The organism is Solibacillus kalamii (assembly GCF_002174535.1).
GTDB classification, from domain to species: Bacteria; Bacillota; Bacilli; order Bacillales_A; family Planococcaceae; genus Solibacillus; species Solibacillus silvestris.
Window position 1 is genome coordinate 17,822 of record NZ_NHNT01000013.1, and the last position, 24,046, is coordinate 41,867.

The following is a 24,046-nucleotide window of genomic DNA, read 5'->3' on the forward strand; positions in this document are numbered from 1 at the left end:
GGTCAGTCAGCCGTTGTCGCACGATGCGATGCTGTTAGACTGACATCCATTCCTTTAAAAAATTGGTGCCAACTACCTCGCAATACTTGAACTGCTTGGAGCAAAACCTGCTATTAATGTCTGTCTTTCATTCCACGTCATCGGAGGCTGTGTCGGAATAAGTTCCTTCATCGAAATCGCACCTTCTGCCGGACAAACAATCGAACATAAGTTACACCCAACGCAGTCTTCCTCACGCACTTTCAGCATTGGACGGCCATCTTCTGTATACAGATCGATACATTGATGGGACGTATCTTCACAGGCAATATGGCATTTATTACAGTTAATGCAAACATCATTATTGATCTCTGCCACAACTTTATAATTTAAGTCCAAATCTCCCCAATCCGAATATTTCGGTACTGTTTTCCCAACAAGATCCATGACCGATGCTAAGCCTTTATCATCTAAATAGTTGTTTAAACCATCAATCATATCTTCAACAATACCGAAACCATGATGCATTGCTGCTGTACAAACTTGCACACTCGTCGAACCCATTAAGATAAACTCAGCAGCGTCCTGCCAGTTCGAAATACCGCCAATTCCGGAAATCGGTAAATTGATATACGGACTTCTTGCACATTCACCAACCATGTTCAGAGCAATTGGCTTAACGGCCGGTCCGCAATAACCGCCGTGCGCCCCTTTATTGCCAACATGCGGAATCGTGTTCCAAGAGTTTAAATCAACACCCGCCAAACTATTGATCGTGTTGATCATACTAATCGCATCAGCACCGCCGCGCACCGCCGCTTCCGCCGTTACAGTAATATCCGTAATATTCGGTGTCAGTTTGACGATGACCGGTACTTCAGCATATTCTTTCGCCCAATAGGTCTGCTTTTCCACCAGTTCAGGCACTTGACCCGAAGCGGCTCCCATGCCACGTTCCGCCATACCATGTGGGCAGCCGAAGTTTAATTCGAAGCCATCTACCCCAACATCCTGTACTCTTTTTACAATTTCATGCCATTTTTCTGCTTTCGGCTCCACCATTAACGATGCGATGATCGTATGATTCGGGAACCGTTTTTTCGTTTCATAAATTTCCTTTAAGTTCACTTCGAGCGGTCGGTCAGTGATGAGCTCAATATTGTTGAAACCCGCCACCTTTTGCCCATTAAAACTGACAGCAGCAAAACGTGACGAAACGTTTAAAATAGGATCCCCCAACGTTTTCCACACAGCGCCGCCCCACCCCGCTTCAAATGCACGCTGCACTTGATAGCCGGAGTTTGTCGGTGGTGCCGATGCCAACCAAAAAGGATTCGGTGACTTAATACCAGCAAAATCTATTCGTAAATCTGCCATTTCAATTCCCCCTATGCAATTTCTGAATTTGCGTTTAGTTCATAATGAATCGCGTAAGCCGAATCTTTGCCTTGCTGCGCCGCTGATACAACTGTCGCCTCACCGTATCCGTTGCCGTAAATCGCATCACCGCAAGCGTAAATTTTCGGATTCGATGTCTTCAGGCTATTATGATCTACATCAATCACACCACGTGTATTTGCCAACCCTAAATGCTCAATCAGCTCATACTGTTTCGTTTGACCGATCGCCCGAATAACCGCATCCGCCTCAATGACAAATTCAGAACCAGGAATCTCCATTAATGTCCCTTTTCCATTTTCGATGTCCGTCAGTTTCATTTTGATGCATTCCATTCCGATCACTTTCCCATTATCGTCGCCAATAATGCGCTTCGGTAATGTCAGCCACCTGAACTCAACACCGTCCTGCTTCGCAAAATCAAACTCAAAATCGTACGCCGTCATTTCGTTTGATGTACGACGGTAAACGATTTGTACTTGCTCAGCACCCAACCTTACAGAACATGTCGCTGCATCAATCGCCGTATTACCGGCACCGATAACTAGCACTTTTTTGCCTAACACTCGATCAGTGAATGAAGATTTTGATTCCTTCACAAAATCAATCGCATCATATACACCGTCCAAGTTTTCGCCCTCAACGCCAAGCATCGGTACTTTGCCCATACCAACCGCTACAATGATACGGTCATAATTTGCAAGCAGTTCATCTACCAGTACATCTTCGCCGATTTTCGTGCTCGTTTTAATTTCAACGCCGAGGTTTTGTACTTGCTGCACTTCCCACTCCACAACATCCTGCGGTAAGCGGAATGAAACGATACCGTAATAATTCAGGCCGCCCGCTTTTTCATCTGCTTCGAAAATCGTCACACCGTACCCAAGCAATGCCAGTTCACGTGCGGCAGATAACCCTGCCGGCCCGCTTCCAATAATCGCGACTTTCTTGCCGTTTGCCGGTTGTGGTGTAAACAGATTGACATTCGACTCGCGCAGCCAATCCGTTGCATAGCGCTGTAGATGACCAATTTGAATCGGTTTTTCCTCACTGTTCAACACACAAGCCCCCTCACAAAGCTCGATCGTTGGACAAACACGTGCACAGCTTGCGCCTACGGGATTTGACTCCATAATGACACGCGCTGAACCTTTCATATTATTGGAAGCAATCTTCTTAATAAAGCTTGGAATATTTATGCTCGTTGGACATGCCTTCACACAAGGTGGATCGTAGCAATACAAACAACGATTCGCTTCAACAGTTGCCGCGTATGTTGTTAAGCCACCAAATATTTCTTCAAAGTTTTTCGCTAAACTATTGCTCATTTCATAACAACCCTCTCCAGTTTGATTTGTTATTACTTTTAGCTATACCTTCGTTAACCTTTACAGATGATTTGACGCTTGTTTATTAAATTCAGCCGATGCCCCAATCACCTGCTGAATGAAGATAAGCCCCGGCGGATGCCACAGATTTTTAATGGAATGGATGTCAGCCTAAAAACGTCGTATTGTGCGACAAAGGCTGACTGACCCACGTCCTGTGGGCCTAAAATCTGGACACAATTACTCAAAAGCGAATTGATTGTGTTATGAAGTTACTTTAGTGGAACCCTTTACTTCACGACGGATATACTTGCCGCTTCCAAGCTGTCCGACGAATTTTTTATCTTGAATAACATATTCACCGCGCACGAGCACACTTGTCGGCTCACCCGTCACTTCAAGCCCTTCAAATGCGTTGTAGTCCACATTCATATGATGTGTTTCTGCAGAAATCGTACGTTTTACTGTCGGATCGAATAATACGATATCCGCATCCGAACCGACCGCGATCGTTCCTTTTTTAGGGAATAGCCCAAAAATTTTCGCAGACTGCGTCGAAATCATATCAACAAACTCATTTTCTGTAATGCGGCCTTTCGCAACACCTTCCGAATACAGTACAGAGAAACGGTCTTCGATAAACGGCCCGCCATTCGGGATTTTCGAGAAGTCATCTTTCCCTAATGTTTTCTTGCCGTTGAAGCTGAATGAACATTGGTCTGAACCAATCGTTTGCAGCTGCTTCGCTTTCAGTGCATTCCACAATACTTCCTGATGCTCTACCGGACGTAACGGTGGTGACCATACATATTTCGCGCCTTCAAAATTCGGCTTTTCCAATGCTGTCTGGTCAAGCACTAAATACGGCGGACAAGTTTCCCCTAACACGTTGTAACCTTTATTACGTGCCGAAATGATTTCATCGACCGCTTCTTTACACGTTACATGCACGACATATAACTGCGCTCCCGCTAAATTCGCCAGCTCAATCGCACGCTTCGTCGCTTCCCCTTCTACTTCAGGCGGACGAGTAAGCGCATGATAAATCGGCTCCGTCTGACCATTCGCTTTCGCTTCTTCTACTAGCTCATCGATAACCGATCCGTTTTCACAATGGACCATCACCGTTGCACCAAGCTTCTTCCCGACTTTAAACGCCTGGAATAACGTACGATCCGTCGCCTGGAACTCCTTCGCATAAGCAAGAAACACTTTGATCGAGCTGATCCCGCCTCTTTCCAATGCTTCCGGTAATTCCTGCAGGCGCTGCTCATTCAAATCACCGATCATTAAGTGGAAGCCATAGTCGATCACGGCCTTATCTTGTGCCTTGCCATGCCACGTATCAATCGCATCCATCAATGTTGGCGAGCCCGCACTAATACAGAAATCGATAATCGTCGTCGTTCCACCGTATGCCGCAGCAATCGTTCCTGATTGCCAGTCATCATCAGTTACCGTATTGTTGAACGGCATATCAAGATGGGTATGAGGGTCAATACCACCCGGGAATAAAAGCTTTCCTGTTGCATCAATAATTTCTGCTTCCGCATCTTCTATTTTTGCTGCAATTTGAGTGATGATCCCGTCCTCAATCAGCACATCCCCTTTAAACGTATCCGCAGCAGTAACAATTGTTCCCCCAGTAATAATCTTTTTCATATGAACCCTCCTAGTTTTCTAGTAATTTCTATTGAAAAAATGAAAAACCAAAGCGAAGATTAATTTCGATTCTAGTACTATTAACTTTTGAGAATATTTACTAGTTTTTAAGCATATAATTTAATATATAGTATTATATGTAACAATTAGTAACATAATATCTAATTAACGGAAAAAATTTAAATAAATATTTTCTGTTAATAAAACCCTTGTGAATCCTTTATAAATATAACTTTACTGAATATTTAGAATAAAATTAATATACAAAAGGTAATTTTTTCCGTAAATATTTTAGACAAAAGGTTAAAAGTTGTAAGGAAATATACTGTATTTATGTAAGTTTTTCTAACATAATGTATTGTTTTTGTCGGGTATTTAGTAGGAGGAAGCTTCGGTGAAGAGTTTTCTAATATGTTACGGAGTTGTTCTAATATATTTTTATTTGTTCTAATAAAGTTTGGATTTTCTAATATATCCTTCTCTTGTTCTAATATGTGTCCGCCATGTTCTAATATCTCCCCCAAATCTTCAAATATCCATTCTGTTTCTTCTAATATCCGCTGGCAATGTTCTAATAAACCTATTACTCGTTTACTCACCCGTCTAAAATAAGTACTTGTAGACACCTATACCGCCCAACTGTTCTAATAACCGGCCCACTTCTTCTAATAACCGCTCTCATTGTTCTAATAAAACTATAAAACCGCCTTCACCAAGCCCAAATCAGTATCCACACACCCCATCATCCCAACAAAATACCAGCCTAACCCCACTTCCGGAATTAGGCTGGTATTTGCATGTATTTTAGTTGTTGCTAGGGAAAGCGAATGTCGATGCTGTCGTTTCTTTTGTGTCTGGCCAGCGTTCCGATACCGTTTTCGTTTTCGTAAAGAATCGGGCCTGATCCGGACCAAACATATGCCCTTCACCAAAGCGCGAACCTTTAAAGCCGGCAAAGTTATGATAGCCGACAGGGATTGGAATCGGCACATTGACGCCGACCATGCCTACATCAATTTCCGTTGTAAACTTACGAGCTGCTGCACCATCATTCGTGAAGATCGTAACGCCATTCGCCAGATCCTGACCGTTAATGAAATCAATGGCCTCCGAAAGTGTACTCACGCGCACGACATTACGAGCCGGACCGAATACTTCCTCATCAAAAATCTCCATCTCCTTCGTAATATTATCCAGTAATGTCGGACCAACGAAGAAGCCTTCCGCGTTTTTCACGATATCCAGTTCACGGCCGTCGACTACAACCGTCGCACCTTGACGTTCCGCTAAATCGATCGCTTTTAAAATATTCTCTTTCGACTCTTTCGAAATGACCGGACCAAAATCCGTGCCTTCCTCTTTATAGCTGCCCACTTTTAAGTTGCTGATTTTCTCTTTCAAAATCGCCACAAGTCGATCAGCCGTCTCTTCACCAACCGGCATAATTGTAGAAATTGCCATGCAACGTTGGGAAGCCGCGCCATATGCAGCACCGATAAACGCATTCGCCACTTGCTCTAAATCCGCGTCCGGCATAACGACCATATTATTTTTCCCGCCGCCTAAAGCCGTAACGCGCTTACCGTATTTCGAACCCGTTTCGTAAATATATTTCGCAACAGGTGTCGAACCGACAAATGAGATCGCTTGAACAGTCGGGTTTTCCAACAGCTCATTTACCGCATCTTTACTGCCGTTTACAACTGTCCAGATTCCGTCCGGCAAACCTGCCTTTTTCCATAACTCACTGACAAACAGCGAAGTCATCGGCACCTTTTCGGATGCTTTTAAAATAACCGCGTTCCCAACAGCGACTGCCATCGATGTTTGCGCTAACGGCACCATAATCGGGAAGTTAAATGGCGAGATAGCCGCTACAACACCTAAAGGATACTTCGCAGAGTAGGCATTAATTTGCCCGCCCACATTTACCGAATATTCCCCTTTCACAAGATGAGGCGCACCGATTGCCAAGTCAACTGACTCCAGGGCACGTGTCACTTCACCGCGCGCATCCTCCAACGTTTTCCCGCTCTCCGTACAAATAATATCCAACAGCTGCTCCATATTTTCCGTCAGTAAAAATCGGAAACGCATCAACACTTCCGCACGCTTCGCAACAGATAGATCACGCCATGCCGGAAAAGCTGCTTTTGCTGCTGCAATGGCTTCACGTGTTTCTTCAGCTGTCGCAATCGGAACTTCGGCAATTACTTCGCCTGTCGTCGGGTTATAAACTTTCGAATAGTTGTTGCTCTTCCCTTCGACCAATTCACCATTGATAAAATGTGTTAACTTTTTTACCGAAACTGCTTCTGTCATTATGATGATCCCCCTTTATTTAATACTGTTTACTGCTTCAATCACTGTATTGGCAATCAGATCTTTTTCTTCCACTGAAATCGAAAGCGGTGGTGACAGCGTTAATATATTGTTGAAGTTCGCGACCGTTACACCGTTTTTCCCGATAATGACGCCCTTTTTCTTACAGTAGCCAATCACTGCATTCACGCGTTCAACATCAAGCGGTGCCTTCGTTTCTTTATTTTCCACAAGCTCAATACCAATCAATAATCCTTTTCCGCGAATATCACCTACGAATGGATGATCATTTAAATTTTCTTGCAATGTGCGCTTAAGTGATTCTCCAAGAACAACGGATTGCTCAAATAAATTTTCGCGTTCCATAATTTCAATGTTTTTCAATGCGACAGCACATGCAACCGGTGAACCGCCAAATGTATTAATATGACGGAAAAACTCATAGTCCCCGTTCGCGATAAATTGCTCGTAAATTTCACGGCGGATTGCAGTTGCTGATAATGGCATGTAGGCACTTGTTAAACCTTTTGCCATCGTCACAATATCCGGCTTAATGTCATAGTTTTGGAATCCGAACGCTGTACCTGTACGTCCGAAGCCACAGATTACTTCGTCAACGATTAAAAGCGCACCATGTTTCTCGCATACCTCTTTTACACCTTTCAAGTAATCTTCGTTCGGTATAATGACACCGCCACCTGTAATAATCGGCTCCATAATGACAGCGGCGATTGTTTCGGACATTTCCCAAGTCATTACTTGATCAATGTTTTTCACACTAGGCAATGTTGTAGCATCGCCGTTTTCCGCCTGTTCCGGATTCCGGTATTGATCAGGTGGTGCCACATGTAAAAAGCCGGGTGCAAGCGGCTCGTATTTATATTTGCGTTGCGCTTGGCCTGTTGCTGCTAAAGCGCCCATTGAACTCCCATGATAAGCACGGTAGCGGGAAATAATTTTATAACGGGTCGTATCACCTTTTTGCTGATGATATTGTCTTGCCACTTTAAACGCAACTTCATTTGCTTCCGATCCGCTGTTCGAATAGAAGACAACATATTCGTCACCAAGCAGTTCACTGATTTTCTGGCTCAGCAAAATTGCAGGGGTGTGCCCATTCGTCAGCGGTGTATAAGAATTTTTAAGCATTTGCTCGTAAGCTGTGTCGGCAATTTCCTTACGACCATAACCAATATTTGTACACCAAAGCCCTGCCATTGCATCCAAATATTTATTGCCATCGATATCTGTCAGCCAAGCCCCTTCCGCTCGTTCAACGATAAATGTTGCTTCTGGGTTATACGGCTTCATCGAGTGCCATACATGTTTTTCGTCATTTGCTTTCCAGTTATACTCTACATATTGGCTCATGCATTTCCCTCCTACATTCCTAAACTCTATTTCTATTTTCGCTTATTGGAAGATTAAGGGCATTATACATAGTGTCAAATGGATGTTTGCCTTGATTTCACATTTAGCACATGAGGATATCCTGATCAGGCAAGGGGGTTGATTTCCATTCCGGGTCGGACGCTTTCCGCGGGCACGAGGCCAACACGATGTTGGTCACAAATGCGTTGCCACAGGACGTGGCGTTCTTAGCTTTTGTTCCTATTCCTAGTCTCAGGCGTCAGTGCTCCTGCCGCTACGCTTTCGTCGCAAAATAAATTTCGCTGTTCCCGCTGGAAGCTTGCTTGTAGCGAAAAACGCCAGCCGTCAGCTAGTGTTTTAGCAGTGCGAAAGGTGAAACCGTCAGCACGAACACTCACCTCCCCTCCATTTCAATCAACGCATTTGATATTTAATTGCATCATCTTCAATCATGGCATCTATACCTTCACACCCTCATAATAGTTATGCTTCGTCATGAGCAGCATGATTTCCAGGCAGAGCCGGTTTTCGTACTTCATAAAATCACTGCCGATGATCTGTTCCACTTTTTCCAGGCGGTGATAAAGAGTTTGGCGGACGATAAACAGTTTTTCGGCAGTTTCCTTTTTTAGTCCGTTACACTGAAAATAAACATCGAGTGTTTGAATTAAATTCGCGTTGTGCTTGCTGTCATACTGGCTGAGTTTTTCGATTTTTTCCATTGCCGCCTGCATAAGACTGCTGTTGTTTTGCAGAACTTTCACCATATGGTACAACACCAGTTCATCATAAAAATACGAAAGCTCTGTATGTTTCATCCGGATCTGCAAGGTTTCCTGCGCTGTTTGATAGCTTTCTTTCAATTCATTGTAATGCGTAACATATTTCCCAACAGCAATAAGCATGTCCTGTTTACTTTGATGAATCATCTCATTCATTACTCGGTTCATCCGCTCTTTATACGTAGCTCCCTGCGCCAAATCGTTGATGATAAAAATTAAATATTGGGACTGCTCGACAATAAATGTGTAAAACCCTTCTTTCTGCAGTGCCTGGCGAAGATTGATTTTATAATTCGTTAAATCCTTTATTGCATTCTTTCTTCTAAGCTGATGAATCATGACCATCCAACCATTGTGCTTCAGTTTTTGATCGATCTCTTCGATAAAATAAAGCAATTCATCATCGCTGTTTTCACCTTCGAGCCATTTCTCAAAAAACTTCCGGTTTTCGCTTTCCAATTTTTCTTCAATATATAAATCTCTTAAAATAAACTGAGACAGCGTAACTACAGTTCGGTCCAAAATAAGTAAATCCAATTCCGTCATTTCTCTTTTTTCGGAGTATATATAGACCGTCCCGTACAACTGATCAAATAAATTCACTTCAATCTTTGCTTTATGTTTACTACCTAAAAGATTGATATACTTTTCGCAATTTTCAATCTTTTTATTCGGGATTGCGAGACTTGTTCCTTTGTTCACATCAAAATAAATATCCACGTTTAAATACTTTTGCATATACTGCAAAATCTTCACTTTGTCGTTCACTTTTAAAACATAGTTGTTGATCTTCTGGGAATAATCTTCGAGCTGCCTTAAAATATCGTACTGCTGATGAATGATCGCTGTATGCAAATCTTGCGTAATGCCGACAAACGGGACAATTTCCTGAAAAACGATGAGCGGAAAATCCAGTTGATCTGCCAGTTTAATGACACTTTCCGGAATCGTTTGAATGTACATACCTAATTCAATACATAGCCCGGCTACATCTAATTCATTAAGTTGCTTTACAAAGTTCAGAAAGCCTTGTTCATTATCTTTTAAAATGACGCCCGTTGTCAGAATGAGCTCATTTCCTTTTATCAGCTGCTTCACATCGGTAACTTCCAATATATGAATCCATTTGATCGCATGGTTTAAGCCGGTTTGACCTGCGACGACCTTCGCCGATTCAAAGTATTTTCGATTTAGAACTTCTTTTACGGTTAACATAAGCAGCCCCCTATCATTAACAATTCGTCCATACAATTATTGTATCATTTTACATTAAGTATATATTAATTTGTTATATGCTAGTGCTAATGTTTATATATTATTGAATTTAAGGGGGAATTTTATGTTAAAAACAAACCGCGAACGACTTCAAAACACTATTGATTTATTTAGCCAATTTGGGGCAACAGAAAATAATGGTGTCACACGTTTAAGCCTATCTCCCGAAGATATTCTCGCCCGCAACAAGTTCAAGGAAATTTGTGAACAGCTTGGCATGACGGTAACGGTTGATGATATGGGCACTATGTACGCAACACTGCCATCCAACTCCGATAACTTGCCGATTGTCATCGGCTCACATTTAGATTCCGTCATAAAGGGAGGACGCTTTGATGGGGTGCTTGGTGTTTTAACTGCACTGGAAGCTGTCCAAACAATTATTGATGAAGAACTCGAACTAAATCACCCTATAACAATAGTAAACTTCACAAACGAAGAAGGTGCACGTTTTGAACCGTCCTTAATGGCTTCAGGTGTTCTTTCAGGAAAATTCGATAAGGAAAAGATGTTCGCTTCGACGGATCGTAAAGGGGTAACATTTGAACAAGCCTTGAAAGAAAGCGGCTATGAAGGCGATGTCGCAAACCGTCTAACCGAAGCGCATGCCTATTTGGAGCTTCATATTGAGCAAGGTCCGGTTTTGGAACATTATAAAAAAGAAATCGGAGTCGTAGAAGGCGTTCTTGGCATGGTATGCTATGACATTACATTAACCGGTGAATCGAACCATGCGGGCACTACCCCTATTTCCATGCGTAAAGACAGTATGTTTGCCGCGATGCAGATCATTTCCATCCTGCAAAATAAACTAAAACAGCTTCCTGAAGATCTTGTTTATACAATCGGACGTATCAATGCCTACCCGAATATTCATACGGTCATCCCGAGTAACGTAACTTTCTCGTTGGAGTCCCGCCACCAAGACCCTGCAGTCATCCAGCAAGTGGAACAAATTATTTTTGACCTTCCTAAAGAAATCGAAAACTGCGAGCTGAGCTACCAAAAACTATGGAGCCGGGATACGGTCTATTTCGCACCGGAAGTTGTCCATGCTGTAGCAGCAAGTACAGATGAACTGGGCTATTCACGCCATCATATGTTCAGCGGTGCGGGCCACGATGCTCAATTTATCGCAGGATATATTCCTTCTACAATGATTTTTGTTCCAAGTGCGAAAGGCTATAGTCACCGGGAAGATGAATATACTTCCTACGAAGAATGTTCAAAGGGTGCCGATGTCCTTGTTAATGCAATATTGAAAGTAGCCGAATCTTCGGTTTCACCCGTTAAGTCTGCTAGTGTAAAGTAAGGGTTTTTATGATGAAATCAATAGGTTTGCCCTCCTCTTCTTATTAGGTGAACATACTATATGGTATCTAGTAGAAGGAGGTGGGATGATGAGACGTCCTGCAATGGGGTTCTGCTTCCCTGGTTACCGTTACTGCGGACCTGGCTGCAGCGGACCTGGTGCACCAACGAATGCAGTCGATAATTGCTGTCTGCACCACGATGCTTGTTATGCAAGTGGCTACGATAAAAGATATTGTGACGCAATTTTTCAACAATGTTTAAATCAATACAAAAACCCCTCAACGAAAATGGGGAGGGACGCAAATTTATTTTCCAGAGCGATTCGGCTAAAGAATTTTCTAATATAGTCCTTATAAACTTGGACAAAACGAAACACCTCAATTTTCTCTGGGAGAAAATTGAGGTGTTTCTGCTTACCCTAGAATTGATTTCCGTTCCGGGGACGCTTTCCAGGGGCGTGGCGTGAGGCCAACACGATGTTGGTCACAAAAGCGTTGCCACAGGACGTGGCGCTCTTAGCTTTTGTTCCTAAGTCTCAGGCGTCACGCTATTTCCCTAGGAGTCGCCCCTGCACTCCAATCAATTCATAAAGTTTAAGTTTCAAAATACCGGTTTTATCATATTTTTCACTTATAAATTAATCGATTTTCTGCCCTGTAATTTCTTCTAATTTACCGTTTTCTTTAATTTTTGCTAGACCTTCATTTAAACGGTTCAGTAACTCAGTGTTGCCCTTTTTTACCATGAAGCCGTAATATTCTTTTTCAAACTGATCCGATTCAATCGCTTTTAGTCCTGAATCCGGATTGTTCTTTAAGTACTCGATGACAACCGCATTATCGCCAAATGCCGCTGCTGTTGCACCATTGATTACTTCCTGGAATGCTATCGGCTGGTTTTCATACGCTAAAATTTTTGAACTTGATTTTCCTTGCAAGTTTTGTGCTGCAATATGCCCTGTTGTATTAATTTGAACAGAAACTTTTTGATCTTTCAACTCATCCAATGTTTTGATTGGTGAATCCTCTTTCACAACAATCATTAATGATGCTTCATAATACGGATCTGTGAAATCATACGTCTCTTTACGCTCATCTGTAATGGTAATGCCTGATGCACCTAAGTCCAGTTCGCCGTTCGTAATTTGCTGGAATACCGGCTCCCAACCGACATTTCGGAATTCAACTTCTGAACCGATTTCTTCACCGATTGCATTCATAATATCTACATCGATTCCAACAATTTCACCTTTATCATTCATCGATTCAAATGGGGCAAATGTTGCTTCCGTTCCTACTAACAGCTTTTTAACGCCACCTTCTCCGGATGTTGCGCTTCCTGATGTTTCATCATCCGCTGTACCGCATGCGGCTAAAATGATTGTTAATGCCATTAGCAGCATTGTTATGAAAAACTTCTTTGTTTTGAACATTATAAAACCCCCTCTAATTTTGTTAAGATTATACATTTTTTAGTAGTGCCACACAATATGTAATTCTAAATCTTCTGATAGTTTAGGCGATAAAAATTTGCCCAATAATTTATGCTACTAAAATATCTACTACTCATATAGTGTTGATTTCCATTTCGGGTCGGACGCTTTCCGCGGGCACGAGGCCAACACGATGTTGGTCACAAAAGCGTTGCCACAGGACGTGGCGCTCTCAGCTTTTGTTCCTAGTCTCTCGCTCGGTGCTCCTGCCGCTTCGCTTTCGTCGCAAAATAAATTTTGCTATTCCCGATGGAAGCTTGCTTGTAGCGAAAGGCGCTAGCCGTCAGCTAATGTTTTAGCAGTGCGAAAGGTGAAACCGTCAGCACGAACACTCGCCTTCCCTACATTCCAATCAACGCTTTTTATATATTTGTGCATTCTTCTAAACTTAGTAAGACGCAATATAAAAAACTACCTTCTACTACTCAACATAATAGAAGATAGTTTACCTACATTTATAGTACTTTTCCTAAAAAGGCTTTTGTACGTTCGTTTTGCGGGTTGCCGAATACTTCATCCGGGTGCCCTTGCTCTACGATATAGCCGCCATCCATAAACAGTACACGGTCGCCTACTTCACGTGCGAAGCCCATTTCATGTGTTACGACAACCATTGTCATCCCTTCTTTTGCAAGGTTTTTCATTACTTCCAAAACCTCTTTTACCATTTCCGGGTCAAGGGCTGATGTTGGTTCGTCAAACAGCATCACTTTCGGCTTCATTGCCAATGCGCGGGCAATCGCTACACGCTGCTGCTGACCGCCTGATAACTGCTGTGGGTAGTTATAGGCTTTTTCACGCAAACCGACCTTATCCAATAGCTCCAGTGCCAGTGTTTCGGCATCGGCTTTGTTCAGTTGACGAATTTGCATCGGTGCCATCGTAATATTATCGATGACCGACATATGCGGGAATAAGTTGAACTGTTGGAATACCATCCCTACTTCTGTACGGATCTCGTTAATATTTGTTTTCGGATCATTAATTTTAGTACCCTCAATATAGATTGCACCATCCGTTACTTCCTCCAGCAAATTCATGCAGCGAAGAAACGTTGATTTCCCAGAACCGGATGGCCCGATGACACAAACTACTTCCTTTTCACGTACTTCATAATCGATTCCTTTTAACACTTCGAGCTTGCCAAAATGCTTGTGTAAGTTTTCTACTTTAATCATTTACGCGCGCTCCTTTTTCTTACGTGGGTTGTAATTAATATCAACTCGTTTTTCGATAAATGCAATAAGCTTCGTTACAGCATACGTCAATACAAGGTATAGGAACGCTGCGAATAAATAAGGCTCCCAGAAACGCTGATACGTTCCGGCTACTACTTTACTTACATATAAAATCTCGGCCCCGGCGATTACCGTTACAAGTGAAGAATCCTTTAACAATGCGATAAATTCATTCCCTAATGGTGGAATCATACGACGAAACGCCTGCGGTAAAATAACTTTGCGCATCGCCTGGCCCTGTGTTAACCCTAATGACCTTGCAGCTTCCATTTGCCCTTTGTCGATCGACTGGATCCCTGCACGGAAAATTTCTGCATTGTACGCGGCACTGTTTAAAATCAGACCGACAATACCCGATACCCACCAACCTTGCGATGTTCCAAAAATAGTTGGAATAACAGCTAAGTGAATTAATAATAATTGTACGAGCATTGGCGTACCACGGAATACGTCGACATAAATTTTAGCCGGCCAGTAAATCCATTTTTTTGTTGAAACCTGGCCTAATCCTAAAACTAGACCGAATATGATACCACCAATATAACCACATGCTGTTAAAACAATAGTCGCCCAAAGTCCTTTTGCATATAGTTCACGGTAGTTCCAGATTATATCCCAACGGAAAAAATCAAAAAAGTCCATCTGAAACCCTCCAATAAATTAAAATATAGCTTATTCGATTTCCGTACCTGTTATTTCAGCTAACTTGCCATTGTCTTTAATTTTTTGAAGACCTTCATTTAAAATATCCAATAGCTCTTTGTTGCCCTTTTTCACCATAAAGCCGAAGTAGTCTTTCTCAAATGAGTTATCTTCCACTGCTTTTAAGCCAGAATCAGGATTGTTTTCAAGGTAATCTAAAATAACTGCATTATCACCGATTGCGGCATCTGCTGCACCTGTCAGCACTTCCGTTAACGCAACAGAGAAGTTTTCATATGCTAAAATTTTTGAGCTTGCAACGCCTTGCAATTCCTGTGCTGCGATGTGGCCTGTTGTATTAATCTGTACTGCAATTTTTTTGTCTTTAATATCTTCCAGCGATGCCACTGTCGAGCCTTCTTTTGTCACGATCAGTAAAGTTGCTTCATAGTAAGGATCTGTAAAGTCATATGATTCTTTACGCTCATCTGTAATTGTAATAGCCGCTGCACCCATATCCACTTCGCCAGTTGTTACTTGGCTCATCATTGAGTCCCAGCCTACATTTTTCACTTCTGTTTCAATACCCATCTCTTCGCCGATCGCTGCTAAAATCTCTGAATCTAAGCCGACAACATTTCCTTTATCATCTAAGTATTCAAATGGTGCATATGTAGCTTCCGTACCTGCAACAATTTTCTTATATTCTTTATCCCCTGTAGATGTAGATTCGTCCGCTCCACATGCTGTTAAAATCATTGAAGCTGCAGCTAATGGTGCTGCCCATTTAAATAGTTTTCTAGTACTCATTATGAATATCCTCCTGGATGTAGTAGTTTTTTTGTTAATAACATGTTCAATTATATTAATTCCGCAATTAATATACAACATTTAATTTTTAAAAAATTGATTATTATTGCAGTATGATGAATTATTATAACAAAATTAACGGTAAAATGGCATATAATTAAATATTTATTCATTATATTACTATTTCGTTATTGTGTTTCCTCCTCCAAAAAGACTCTAACTCCATTACATATATTCCCTGTTATTTAAAATATATGTCAATTAGATAGGTAATTTTTTTCCAAAACAAAAAAGACTGCACAAGAGGTGAGCCTCTCATACAGCCTTGGAGTATTAATTAGTCAGAGAACGAATGAAGGATAAAAAGAACCGGTACAGTGATTCCTTCTATCCTACTAAAACTTCATTCTCCATTGCAAAAAAATCTCAGATGATTTTTGCAATTGATATTGAAACGTATATTAAAACAGTAAAATGGTGCCCCCTAAAGGACATGATAATATGGTCTATCTAACTAGTTTTGTGAAAACACAACATTTAATAATGTACTAATTTTTCACATATAATTCAAGTATAAATTGTGATTTTTAATAAAGAATTTTATTTTTTATAGGAAGAGCGTTTAAATTAGATTGGTTTAGGAAACTTATAGTGTAGCGTCAAAAATAAACTGTAGAAAAATGGAAGAGAAAGATTATTTTAACTCTATATAGATCAGTAATAATCTTTAAAAAGAAAGCGCCCTCGGAGGGAATCGAACCCCCAGCCTCAGAACCGGAATCTGAAGTGTTATCCATTACACCACGAGGACATATAAATAAGAATATGTGCAACTTTTTTCATTATACAGATGGAACCCCTTATTTTCAACTGTAAAATTCAGAGTTTATATTTGACCATAACTGACTAATACGTGTATGATATGTTTACAGCTGAAATATTTGTCATTTTCAGCAAAAGTAATCGAATATAAGCTTTAACAAAGGGAGGATTTTTCAATGAACTTAATTCCTACAGTTATTGAACAAACAAACCGCGGCGAGCGTGCATATGACATTTATTCACGTTTACTTAAAGACCGCATCATTTTATTAGGTAGTGGGATTGACGACAATGTTGCGAACTCAATCGTAGCACAGCTATTATTTTTAGAAGCAGAAGATCCAGATAAAGATATCTACCTATATATCAACTCACCAGGTGGCTCTATCACTTCAGGTATGGCGATCTACGATACAATGAACTTCATCAAACCTGATGTATCAACAATCTGTATCGGTATGGCTGCATCAATGGGTGCATTCCTGCTTTCTGCTGGTGCAAAAGGCAAACGTGTTTCTTTACCAAACGCAGAAGTAATGATTCACCAACCACTTGGCGGTGCACAAGGTCAAGCAACAGAAATCGAAATCGCTGCAAAACGTATTTTACACCTACGTGAAAAACTAAACCGCATCATGGCTGAAAACAGTGGCCAAGATTACGAAACGTTAGCACGCGACACAGATCGTGACAACTTCATGTCTGCAGAGCAAGCATTGGAATACGGTCTTATCGATAAAATTTATGAGCGTAACCAATTAAAATAATCGATTCATTCAAGCATACAAGATTCATCTTGTATGCTTTTTTGTATTTTAAAAAATAAGCACAGCCGTTCATGTAAACTGAACTGGCTGTGCTTTTGTCTTAATCCGCTTTTTCAATAAGTAGTTGTAATGCGTTGATTGCTTTTTCTTCGTCATGGCCGTCTGCCCATAATGTGACAACCGTGCCTTTTGCAACGGCAAGGCTCATAATGCCCATGATCGACTTCGCATTCACTTTTTTCGTATCCTTTTGTAAATAGACATCTGCTTTATAACGATTTGCCTCTTGGACGAACAAAGCCGCCTGTCTTGCTTGTAAGCCCGATTTTAACTTTACTTCTACTTGTTTTTCAATCATCTTGAAATACTCCCTTTCACAACCGTTCATCGCTTCTATGTTTATCTTAACGAAATTGTCCGAAAAGAACAACAATTGGAAACATCTTTTATGAAATCGTTACCAATTTTTTTATTACGCCATGACGTATGTGCTCCATACGCGCAAGTGGATTTATATATTCTCTCCACGACGGAGCGCATCCGCGATTTCATCGATTTTGCGCAGACGATGATTGACACCTGATTTACTGACAACGCCAGTTGAAACCATTTCACCGAGCTCTTTTAATGTCACGTCCTGATATTCTACACGAAGACGTGCAATTTCCCGCAGTTTTTCCGGCAGCTGATCAAGCCCTACCGCATTATCGATATAGCGGATATTTTCCACTTGCCTCAATGCCGCGCCAATTGTTTTATTTAAGTTGGCCGTTTCACAGTTTACAATACGGTTTACACTGTTCCGCATATCTCTAATAATCCGAACATCTTCAAACTTCAGCATCGCCTGAACAGCACCGACTAAATTCATAAAATCCGAAATCTTTTCAGCTTCTTTTAAATACGTGACAAAGCCTTTTTTCCGTTCAATTGTTTTCGCATTTAGATCATAGCGGTTCATGAGCTCTGCCAACGCTTCCCCGTGCTCCTTATATAAAGAATAGATCTCCAAATGGTAGGAAGAGGTTTCCGGATTGTTTACCGAGCCTCCTGCCAAAAAGGCTCCACGTAAATAGGCACGGCGTTCATTTTCTTTCGGTATGATTGATTTGGCGATTGTATGATTAAACTCAAATGAATTTGAGACAATTTCTAAATCCGCAAGAATTTCCCGCGCACCTTCCCGTACACGGCATATATACACATTGTTCTTTTTAAGACGCATCTTCTTTCGAACAAGCAACTCTACATTATATGGATAAAGCTTTTTTACAATTGTATAAAGCCGACGTGCGATTGCCGCATTTTCTGTTTGTACGTCTAAGCTTAATTGGCGATTCGCAAAACTTAACGAACCGTTCATCCGTATAAGAGCAGAAACTTCTGCCTTTAAACTACTATCACCTGCTTCTACTTGCGTCAGTTCTTTCTTTGTTTCAGATGCAAATGACATGGATTCGCTCCCCCTTTCCTAGCAACCTATGTAGTGTTTGTTTCATACTACTATTCTTGCATCGTTTGTCTTTTCTTTACTGTATATTCCCAAAGCCATTCAGCGAGATTTACCGCATCATGACGTACTGTTCCATTTTCAATAAGCGCAATCTCTTTTGGAATAATATTAATGCCCATTTCTTGCAATCTTTCAATATCAAACTTAACAGGCTCAGCATTTTCCTCCCGATAATTTTCGTAAATCGAAGGAGGTAGCTCCTTTTCATTGATCAGTACCGATTCGATAAATGCTTCTCCCACATGCTCATGGATTGCTTCTATATGCTGTGAGGCAGTAAAGCTTCTCGTTTCGCCTTGCTGTGTCATTAAATTCGCAATATAAATCTTTTCACCTTTCGCACGAATAACCGCCTGCCCAATTCCTTTAACCAATAAATTCGGAATGATGCTCGTATAAAGGCTGCCAGGTCCAATCAAAATAAAATCTGCTCGTTCAATCGCATGAACTGCAGCAGGTAATGGTTTGAGGTTACTAGGCTCCAAGTATACCCGTTTAATCGGTGCATGGCCTGATGGAATTTTCGACTCGCCTATAATGTCCGATCCATCCGATAACTCGGCATGTAATGTAACCTTTTTATTGGCCGCTGGGATGACCTTTCCGTGCACATTGAGTACTTTGCTCATTTCAGCAATCGCATGGTTAAAATCACCTGTAATTTCCGTTAAAGCGGTCAACATCAAATTCCCGAGCGAATGTCCGCCTAAATCATTTGATTGGGAAAAGCGATATTGAAACATCTGCTCCACTAACGGTTCTACATCAGAAAGCGCGGCAATTACATTTCGCACATCTCCGGGCGGCGGGATATCATAGTCATCCCGCAAACGTCCGGAAGAGCCACCGTCATCTGCAACCGTAACGATGGCCGTAATATCAAAAGGATGCTGCTTTAAACCGCGTAATATTGTAGAAAGGCCTGTCCCCCCGCCAATTACGACGATTCTTGTTCTCTTTTTTTTCATCTCATCAATCCTTCCTATGATTGATATCTCTATGTGTAACGATGACTTGATCATTTTTTGCCAATAGCTTCCCGAAGTATTCAGCAAGTGTAACGGAGCGATGTTGCCCGCCCGTACAGCCGAAAGCGATGACAAGCTGTGATTTGCCTTCATTACGGTAATGAGGAATCATGAATGTGAACAAGTCAGTCAGTTTGGCAATTAGCTGTTGTGTTTCTTCTGTTGCTAGTACGTAAGAGGAAACTTCTGTTTGTAGCCCTGTTTTATGTCGCAATTCTTCAACATAGTAAGGATTTTTCAAAAAGCGAACATCGAATACTAAATCTGCATCAATCGGCAGCCCATGCTTAAATCCAAATGACATAATGTTTAACGAAAACGTAGGACTGCTCATATTGCTGAATTCCTGGGCGATGCGTTCACGTAATTCCCGTGGCTTTAACTGGGAAGTATTGACGATCGATTTGGCGCGCCCTTTTACTTCAGAGAGCAGTTCGCGCTCCAATTGAATCCCTTCCAGCGGTAATCCCTGAGGTGCAAGCGGATGTGATCGGCGTGATTCTTTATAGCGCCGAACTAATGTGGCATCATCGGATTCCAAAAATAAAATACGGAGTAAAATATCTTCTTCGTCCAGTAGTGCGTCGAGCGATTCGATCAATGAGCCAAAAAATTCTCTCCCACGTAAATCCATAACAACTGCCATACGTGAAATCTTTTTTTCGGAATCCTTCATTAGCGCTAAAAAAGTCGTTAAAAGTTCCGGAGGTAAATTATCTACACAGTAATAACCTAGATCCTCAAAACTTTGAACTGCTACCGTTTTGCCCGCCCCTGACATTCCCGTAATAATCACTAACTCATGTGTATAGCTCGAACTAGCCACTTATTTCATCTCCTCTAGTTTTGTTCCGTCGAGTTTTGAATTTTTTCGCTGATTAGCTCAAAATCCTCTGTATATTCAAATGTACCATATTGCGTACCTTGATTTAATGCTGCAAATAATAAATTCGTTCGGTCACCTGCCGCCATCGGAAGATCCTTTAAACGTTCAATTTCATACCAGCTTAAAATGCCTTCCCGCGTTTCGACAAATGGTGTTCCTTCAACATCAGTTGCGATAAATGTGTACAGCATCCACTCATCGACGACTGTATCTCCATTTTTGATAACCATTGTGTATACACCTTTTAAATGAACGTCTTTTGGTGTTAGATTCGTCTCTTCCTGAAATTCGCGTATAGCGGAGTCATAGATGGATTCTCCTGGCTCCATTTTCCCACCGGGTGCCACAAACCAGCCTCTTCTCGGTTTTTGCAGCAGTAACACTTGACCATCTTTAATAGCGAGTAAATTTGTAATACGTTGCATACACAACACCTCAACTTTTTCATTTAATGGGATAAGTGAATAACTAATATTTCACGAATTCCACATAAGTAAAGACACAATTTCGCTTTGTGCAGCGAATTGTGTTTTTCTAAAGCTTATTTCTATTATACCTTGTCCTATGCATTCCGTAAAAGCAAGCGTTTCATTTATAAAGTCAACATTTGTGCCGGAAAGCCACAAAAAAAGAGGTTGCTTCAGCGTAAGCACGCTTGAAACAACCTTAGGATAAAAAAATAAGGGGGTTAAAACAAATTCCACTTTTAGTATACCCTTATTTTGTAACGATATGATTACATTTATATTAAAGAATTATTGATTTATCTTTTCTTTTATTTCTTCCACGTAATGTTGCGCTGATTGTGCTGCAATACTGCCGTCACCTGTAGCTGTTACAATTTGACGCAGCATTTTATCACGAACATCGCCCGCTGCATAAATACCCGGAATTGATGTTTCCATTTTCTCGTTTGTTACAATATAGCCTGCTTCATTTAAAATATTCAACGAAGCAAATGGCGCTGTTAATGGAAGCATGCCGACATATACGAATACGCCATCTGCAGCCTCTTCCGTTTCAGTGCCGTCAACTGTTGAAACTAACGTCACTTTCCCTACTTTACCGTCAACTTCATGAATTTCTTTTACTGTTGTGTTCCAGATGAAGTCAATTTTTTCATTGGCAAATGCACGGTCTTGAATAATCTTTTGTGCGCGAAGTTTATCGCGACGGTGTACGATTGTTACTTTATCCGCAAAACGTGTTAAGTAAATACCTTCTTCAACTGCAGAGTCGCCCCCGCCGATTACGATCAGTTTCTTTTGTTTGAAGAATGCGCCATCACATACAGCACAGTAACTTACACCGCGGCCGCCAAGCTCTGTTTCGCCAGGAATGCCTAGTTTTTTGTATTCTGCACCTGTTGTAATAATAATCGTGCGTGTTTTATATTGTTTTTTACCAGAAATGATAATTTTATATTCTTCACCGTCGATGATTTCATTTACATCACCGTAAGCATATTCAGCACCGAATTTTTTCGCATGCTCAAACATTTTTGTCGATAGCTCCGGTCCTAAAATTGTATCAAAACCTGGGTAGTTTTCCACTGCTTCTGTATTAGCCATTTGTCCGCCGGGAATCCCACGTTCAATCATTAATGTTGATAAGTTCGCGCGCGATGCATATACCGCAGCTGTCATACCTGCTGGACCTGCTCCGATAATGACTACATCATAAATTTTTTCTTCTGACATGAAGATCCTCCTCTTGCGTATACCTTTTCTATATTTTTATCGTATAAGATTGCTTAAATAAATACAAATATACTGCCTATTCAAAGTCCGACGGTACAAATTCATATAATTCATCATTGTATTTCGATAATGTTGCAGTTGAAATATTATATTTGCCCGCTACTGCTTTTTTCGTCACTTTGTTTTCCAGTGCTACATGGAACGAATATTCAACAGCAGCAGCCAGAGCCGCGCTGTTTTTAAACGAATAGCCTTGTTCGAATGCAATTTCCCCAAGTGCAAACCATGTACTTAACACTTGCGCGACCTCTAAAGAAATCGAATCATTTACTTCTGTAATCTGCTCAGCTACTTCCATAAAACGCAGGAATTGCTTTTCTTCCTTGCTGCCGTTACTGAAATCATAGTCCAGTGCATATGCCAGGCAAAGTTTTTCGATAGCCGTAAAATTTGAGACATTTAAAATAGAAGGGTGTGCGACAATTTCCTGTTTATGTGCCGAACGCTTCAATAAAAACATGCCAAATAATCGGCTTGACTGGTGCTCATCTGTTAGTTGACGAATGATGAAGTCACGATGATTTTCCGCGGAATTCCGTAAAATAGAGCCTTCACCATTTGCCCACGGTTCCATCCCTTCTTTTGATGGATCCAACTGGATGAGCATTTTCCACGCTTCTTTAGCAATCGTTTCATGTCCTGAGAAGTAGGCTGACTGGGCAAGCCAGAAATAAAAGCCAGGCTCTCCATCATAACCTTTTTTACTCATAGAGCGCAGCCATTTATAGGCCTCTTCATACTGCCCGATTAACGCAAATGTGGCACCGAGCTTATAACGGTTTTCCCAATCAAACGGTTGGATTTTCTTCAATAAACCGACCAGTTCATTCAGCTCTTCACTGCTTTTTTCGTAATAAGCAAAGACGGTCAAGTTGCAAAGTGCGTGAAGATTGCCTTGGTTTTCACGCAGTACTCTATATAAAAGTGCCCGTGCCTGTTCTGCCTCACCGACATAAAAATAGGCTAACGCCAGATTGTTATATGCATTCCAAAGGTCTGGATACTCTTCAATGAGTTGCTCCAGCATTTCGATTGCTGTTTTAAAATCGCCCTGCTCCATATGGCGGCGGGCCTTTTCCTGTGCCACATGCTTCGCCCCATCAAATTCATCCATGTCATCCATATCTTCGCCCACATAGTCGACAAACTCCATTATTTCGGAGGCGTCTTCCGTATATGTGCCATTAGGTTCCATTTCTAAATATTGGGCTGCGTATTTTTGGGCATCAGCAATATGACCGATACAGCCCGACACTTCCGCCAGCATGAAGATGATTTCGGATTCATTTGGCTCTAAACTATAGGCTGTGTGAATCAACTCATATGCATGCTCGAAATTTTGAAGTTCCATTTCAAGAATTCCGTACTGTAATAACACATGCGCATCATCCGGACTTAAATCCGCCGCGCGCTTAATAAATTTATATGCTTTATCCATTTCGTCTCGTTCAATTGCCTTTAAAGCTTTATTGTAATAATAATCACCATTCGGAACAAACGACACGACATTAGTAACTTTTGTTTTTAAACGTTTATTTTCCAATAATATTCCTCCGAGTCATTCCGTTCAATACATTCTATATCATCAAATACGCAGGTCATTTGTTTGTAAACAAAGAAATAAGGAACGCACAGGTGTGGTCCCTTAATCAATTCT

Annotated in this window: 21 protein-coding genes and 1 tRNA gene; 3 read left to right on the forward strand and 19 right to left on the reverse strand. The window is 41.3% G+C overall.

The window, feature by feature from the left end:
* Positions 1-72: 72 nt before the first annotated feature.
* The 7 genes from preA to CBM15_RS16080 form a co-directional block, all read right to left on the reverse strand.
* Positions 73-1,356 (reverse strand): NAD-dependent dihydropyrimidine dehydrogenase subunit PreA, encoded by a 1,284-nt coding sequence (gene preA, locus CBM15_RS16050; protein ID WP_087618280.1) that lies wholly within the window; start codon positions 1,354-1,356, stop codon positions 73-75.
* An 11-nt stretch (positions 1,357-1,367) separates the two neighbouring features.
* Positions 1,368-2,705, reverse strand: coding sequence for an NAD(P)-dependent oxidoreductase (locus CBM15_RS16055; protein ID WP_087618281.1), 1,338 nt, complete (start codon positions 2,703-2,705; stop codon positions 1,368-1,370).
* 264 nt (positions 2,706-2,969) lie between these two features.
* Positions 2,970-4,367, reverse strand: a complete 1,398-nt coding sequence (gene hydA / locus CBM15_RS16060; protein WP_008406382.1) for a dihydropyrimidinase — start codon at positions 4,365-4,367, stop codon at positions 2,970-2,972.
* 245 nt (positions 4,368-4,612) lie between these two features.
* Entirely contained in the window at positions 4,613-4,993 is a 381-nt protein-coding gene (locus CBM15_RS19390) for a hypothetical protein (RefSeq protein WP_193433806.1), read from the reverse strand.
* A gap of 178 nt (positions 4,994-5,171) precedes the next feature.
* Entirely contained in the window at positions 5,172-6,689 is a 1,518-nt protein-coding gene (locus CBM15_RS16070; RefSeq protein ID WP_087618283.1) for a CoA-acylating methylmalonate-semialdehyde dehydrogenase, read from the reverse strand.
* Between the two features lie 15 nt (positions 6,690-6,704).
* Positions 6,705-8,060 (reverse strand): aspartate aminotransferase family protein, encoded by a 1,356-nt coding sequence (locus CBM15_RS16075; protein ID WP_087618284.1) that lies wholly within the window; start codon positions 8,058-8,060, stop codon positions 6,705-6,707.
* Between the two features lie 458 nt (positions 8,061-8,518).
* Complete coding sequence (locus CBM15_RS16080) at positions 8,519-10,057, reverse strand: PucR family transcriptional regulator (RefSeq protein ID WP_087618285.1); 1,539 nt, start codon at positions 10,055-10,057, stop codon at positions 8,519-8,521.
* 124 nt (positions 10,058-10,181) lie between these two features.
* On the opposite strand from CBM15_RS16080, the gene CBM15_RS16085 reads away from it, so the two are divergent.
* Entirely contained in the window at positions 10,182-11,429 is a 1,248-nt protein-coding gene (locus CBM15_RS16085; protein ID WP_087618286.1) for a Zn-dependent hydrolase, read from the forward strand.
* Between the two features lie 88 nt (positions 11,430-11,517).
* A complete protein-coding gene (locus tag CBM15_RS16090; RefSeq protein ID WP_306341334.1) occupies positions 11,518-11,778 on the forward strand; it encodes a phospholipase A2 family protein in 261 nt (86 codons plus the stop codon).
* A 290-nt stretch (positions 11,779-12,068) separates the two neighbouring features.
* Here CBM15_RS16090 and CBM15_RS16095 read toward each other — a convergent pair whose 3' ends face one another.
* The 5 genes from CBM15_RS16095 to CBM15_RS16115 all read right to left on the reverse strand — a co-directional run bounded on the left by CBM15_RS16095 (position 12,069) and on the right by CBM15_RS16115 (position 16,424).
* On the reverse strand, positions 12,069-12,863 hold the full coding sequence (locus CBM15_RS16095; RefSeq protein WP_087618287.1) for a basic amino acid ABC transporter substrate-binding protein: 795 nt from the start codon (positions 12,861-12,863) through the stop codon (positions 12,069-12,071).
* Between the two features lie 515 nt (positions 12,864-13,378).
* Positions 13,379-14,101 carry an amino acid ABC transporter ATP-binding protein gene (locus CBM15_RS16100; RefSeq protein WP_087618288.1) on the reverse strand — a complete coding sequence of 241 codons (723 nt, stop codon included), beginning with the start codon at positions 14,099-14,101 and terminating at the stop codon, positions 13,379-13,381.
* Positions 14,102-14,803 (reverse strand): amino acid ABC transporter permease, encoded by a 702-nt coding sequence (locus CBM15_RS16105; protein WP_008406394.1) that lies wholly within the window; start codon positions 14,801-14,803, stop codon positions 14,102-14,104.
* Between the two features lie 30 nt (positions 14,804-14,833).
* Complete coding sequence (locus CBM15_RS16110; protein ID WP_008406396.1) at positions 14,834-15,613, reverse strand: basic amino acid ABC transporter substrate-binding protein; 780 nt, start codon at positions 15,611-15,613, stop codon at positions 14,834-14,836.
* Positions 15,614-16,352: 739 nt separating this feature from the next.
* Positions 16,353-16,424 (reverse strand) — tRNA-Arg (locus tag CBM15_RS16115).
* Positions 16,425-16,611: 187 nt separating this feature from the next.
* Between CBM15_RS16115 and clpP the strand changes: the two genes are divergently transcribed.
* Positions 16,612-17,202 (forward strand): ATP-dependent Clp endopeptidase proteolytic subunit ClpP, encoded by a 591-nt coding sequence (clpP, locus tag CBM15_RS16120; protein ID WP_008406397.1) that lies wholly within the window; start codon positions 16,612-16,614, stop codon positions 17,200-17,202.
* A 100-nt stretch (positions 17,203-17,302) separates the two neighbouring features.
* Here the strand turns inward: clpP and CBM15_RS16125 are convergent, their stop codons facing one another.
* The 7 genes from CBM15_RS16125 to CBM15_RS16160 form a co-directional block, all read right to left on the reverse strand.
* Positions 17,303-17,560 carry an HPr family phosphocarrier protein gene (locus CBM15_RS16125; RefSeq protein WP_008406398.1) on the reverse strand — a complete coding sequence of 86 codons (258 nt, stop codon included), beginning with the start codon at positions 17,558-17,560 and terminating at the stop codon, positions 17,303-17,305.
* A gap of 153 nt (positions 17,561-17,713) precedes the next feature.
* On the reverse strand, positions 17,714-18,655 hold the full coding sequence (whiA, locus tag CBM15_RS16130; protein ID WP_008406400.1) for a DNA-binding protein WhiA: 942 nt from the start codon (positions 18,653-18,655) through the stop codon (positions 17,714-17,716).
* A 50-nt stretch (positions 18,656-18,705) separates the two neighbouring features.
* Positions 18,706-19,683, reverse strand: coding sequence for a gluconeogenesis factor YvcK family protein (locus CBM15_RS16135; protein WP_087618289.1), 978 nt, complete (start codon positions 19,681-19,683; stop codon positions 18,706-18,708).
* A gap of 4 nt (positions 19,684-19,687) precedes the next feature.
* A complete protein-coding gene (gene rapZ / locus CBM15_RS16140; RefSeq protein ID WP_087618290.1) occupies positions 19,688-20,569 on the reverse strand; it encodes an RNase adapter RapZ in 882 nt (293 codons plus the stop codon).
* Between the two features lie 14 nt (positions 20,570-20,583).
* Positions 20,584-21,054, reverse strand: coding sequence for an 8-oxo-dGTP diphosphatase (locus tag CBM15_RS16145; protein ID WP_008406405.1), 471 nt, complete (start codon positions 21,052-21,054; stop codon positions 20,584-20,586).
* A gap of 330 nt (positions 21,055-21,384) precedes the next feature.
* Entirely contained in the window at positions 21,385-22,329 is a 945-nt protein-coding gene (trxB, locus tag CBM15_RS16155; RefSeq protein ID WP_014822774.1) for a thioredoxin-disulfide reductase, read from the reverse strand.
* A gap of 76 nt (positions 22,330-22,405) precedes the next feature.
* The gene (locus CBM15_RS16160; protein ID WP_087618292.1) at positions 22,406-23,932 is read right to left on the reverse strand and encodes a tetratricopeptide repeat protein; all 1,527 of its coding nucleotides are present in this window, start codon (positions 23,930-23,932) and stop codon (positions 22,406-22,408) included.
* Positions 23,933-24,046 lie beyond the last annotated feature (114 nt).

Coding starts and splice junctions, on each gene's coding strand:
- CBM15_RS16145 (WP_008406405.1), bottom strand. CDS start 21,054: ATGCAACGTATTACAAATTTACTCGCTATTAAAGATGGTCAAGTGTTA.
- CBM15_RS16110 (WP_008406396.1), bottom strand. CDS start 15,613: ATGAGTACTAGAAAACTATTTAAATGGGCAGCACCATTAGCTGCAGCT.
- CBM15_RS16095 (WP_087618287.1), bottom strand. CDS start 12,863: ATGTTCAAAACAAAGAAGTTTTTCATAACAATGCTGCTAATGGCATTA.
- CBM15_RS16135 (WP_087618289.1), bottom strand. CDS start 19,683: ATGAAAAAAAAGAGAACAAGAATCGTCGTAATTGGCGGGGGGACAGGC.
- hydA (WP_008406382.1), bottom strand. CDS start 4,367: ATGAAAAAGATTATTACTGGGGGAACAATTGTTACTGCTGCGGATACG.
- CBM15_RS16125 (WP_008406398.1), bottom strand. CDS start 17,560: ATGATTGAAAAACAAGTAGAAGTAAAGTTAAAATCGGGCTTACAAGCA.
- whiA (WP_008406400.1), bottom strand. CDS start 18,655: ATGTCATTTGCATCTGAAACAAAGAAAGAACTGACGCAAGTAGAAGCA.
- CBM15_RS16080 (WP_087618285.1), bottom strand. CDS start 10,057: ATGTTAACCGTAAAAGAAGTTCTAAATCGAAAATACTTTGAATCGGCG.
- CBM15_RS16090 (WP_306341334.1), top strand. CDS start 11,518: ATGAGACGTCCTGCAATGGGGTTCTGCTTCCCTGGTTACCGTTACTGC.
- CBM15_RS16075 (WP_087618284.1), bottom strand. CDS start 8,060: ATGAGCCAATATGTAGAGTATAACTGGAAAGCAAATGACGAAAAACAT.
- trxB (WP_014822774.1), bottom strand. CDS start 22,329: ATGTCAGAAGAAAAAATTTATGATGTAGTCATTATCGGAGCAGGTCCA.
- CBM15_RS16105 (WP_008406394.1), bottom strand. CDS start 14,803: ATGGACTTTTTTGATTTTTTCCGTTGGGATATAATCTGGAACTACCGT.
- clpP (WP_008406397.1), top strand. CDS start 16,612: ATGAACTTAATTCCTACAGTTATTGAACAAACAAACCGCGGCGAGCGT.
- CBM15_RS16070 (WP_087618283.1), bottom strand. CDS start 6,689: ATGACAGAAGCAGTTTCGGTAAAAAAGTTAACACATTTTATCAATGGT.
- CBM15_RS16055 (WP_087618281.1), bottom strand. CDS start 2,705: ATGAGCAATAGTTTAGCGAAAAACTTTGAAGAAATATTTGGTGGCTTA.
- CBM15_RS16085 (WP_087618286.1), top strand. CDS start 10,182: ATGTTAAAAACAAACCGCGAACGACTTCAAAACACTATTGATTTATTT.
- CBM15_RS16100 (WP_087618288.1), bottom strand. CDS start 14,101: ATGATTAAAGTAGAAAACTTACACAAGCATTTTGGCAAGCTCGAAGTG.
- preA (WP_087618280.1), bottom strand. CDS start 1,356: ATGGCAGATTTACGAATAGATTTTGCTGGTATTAAGTCACCGAATCCT.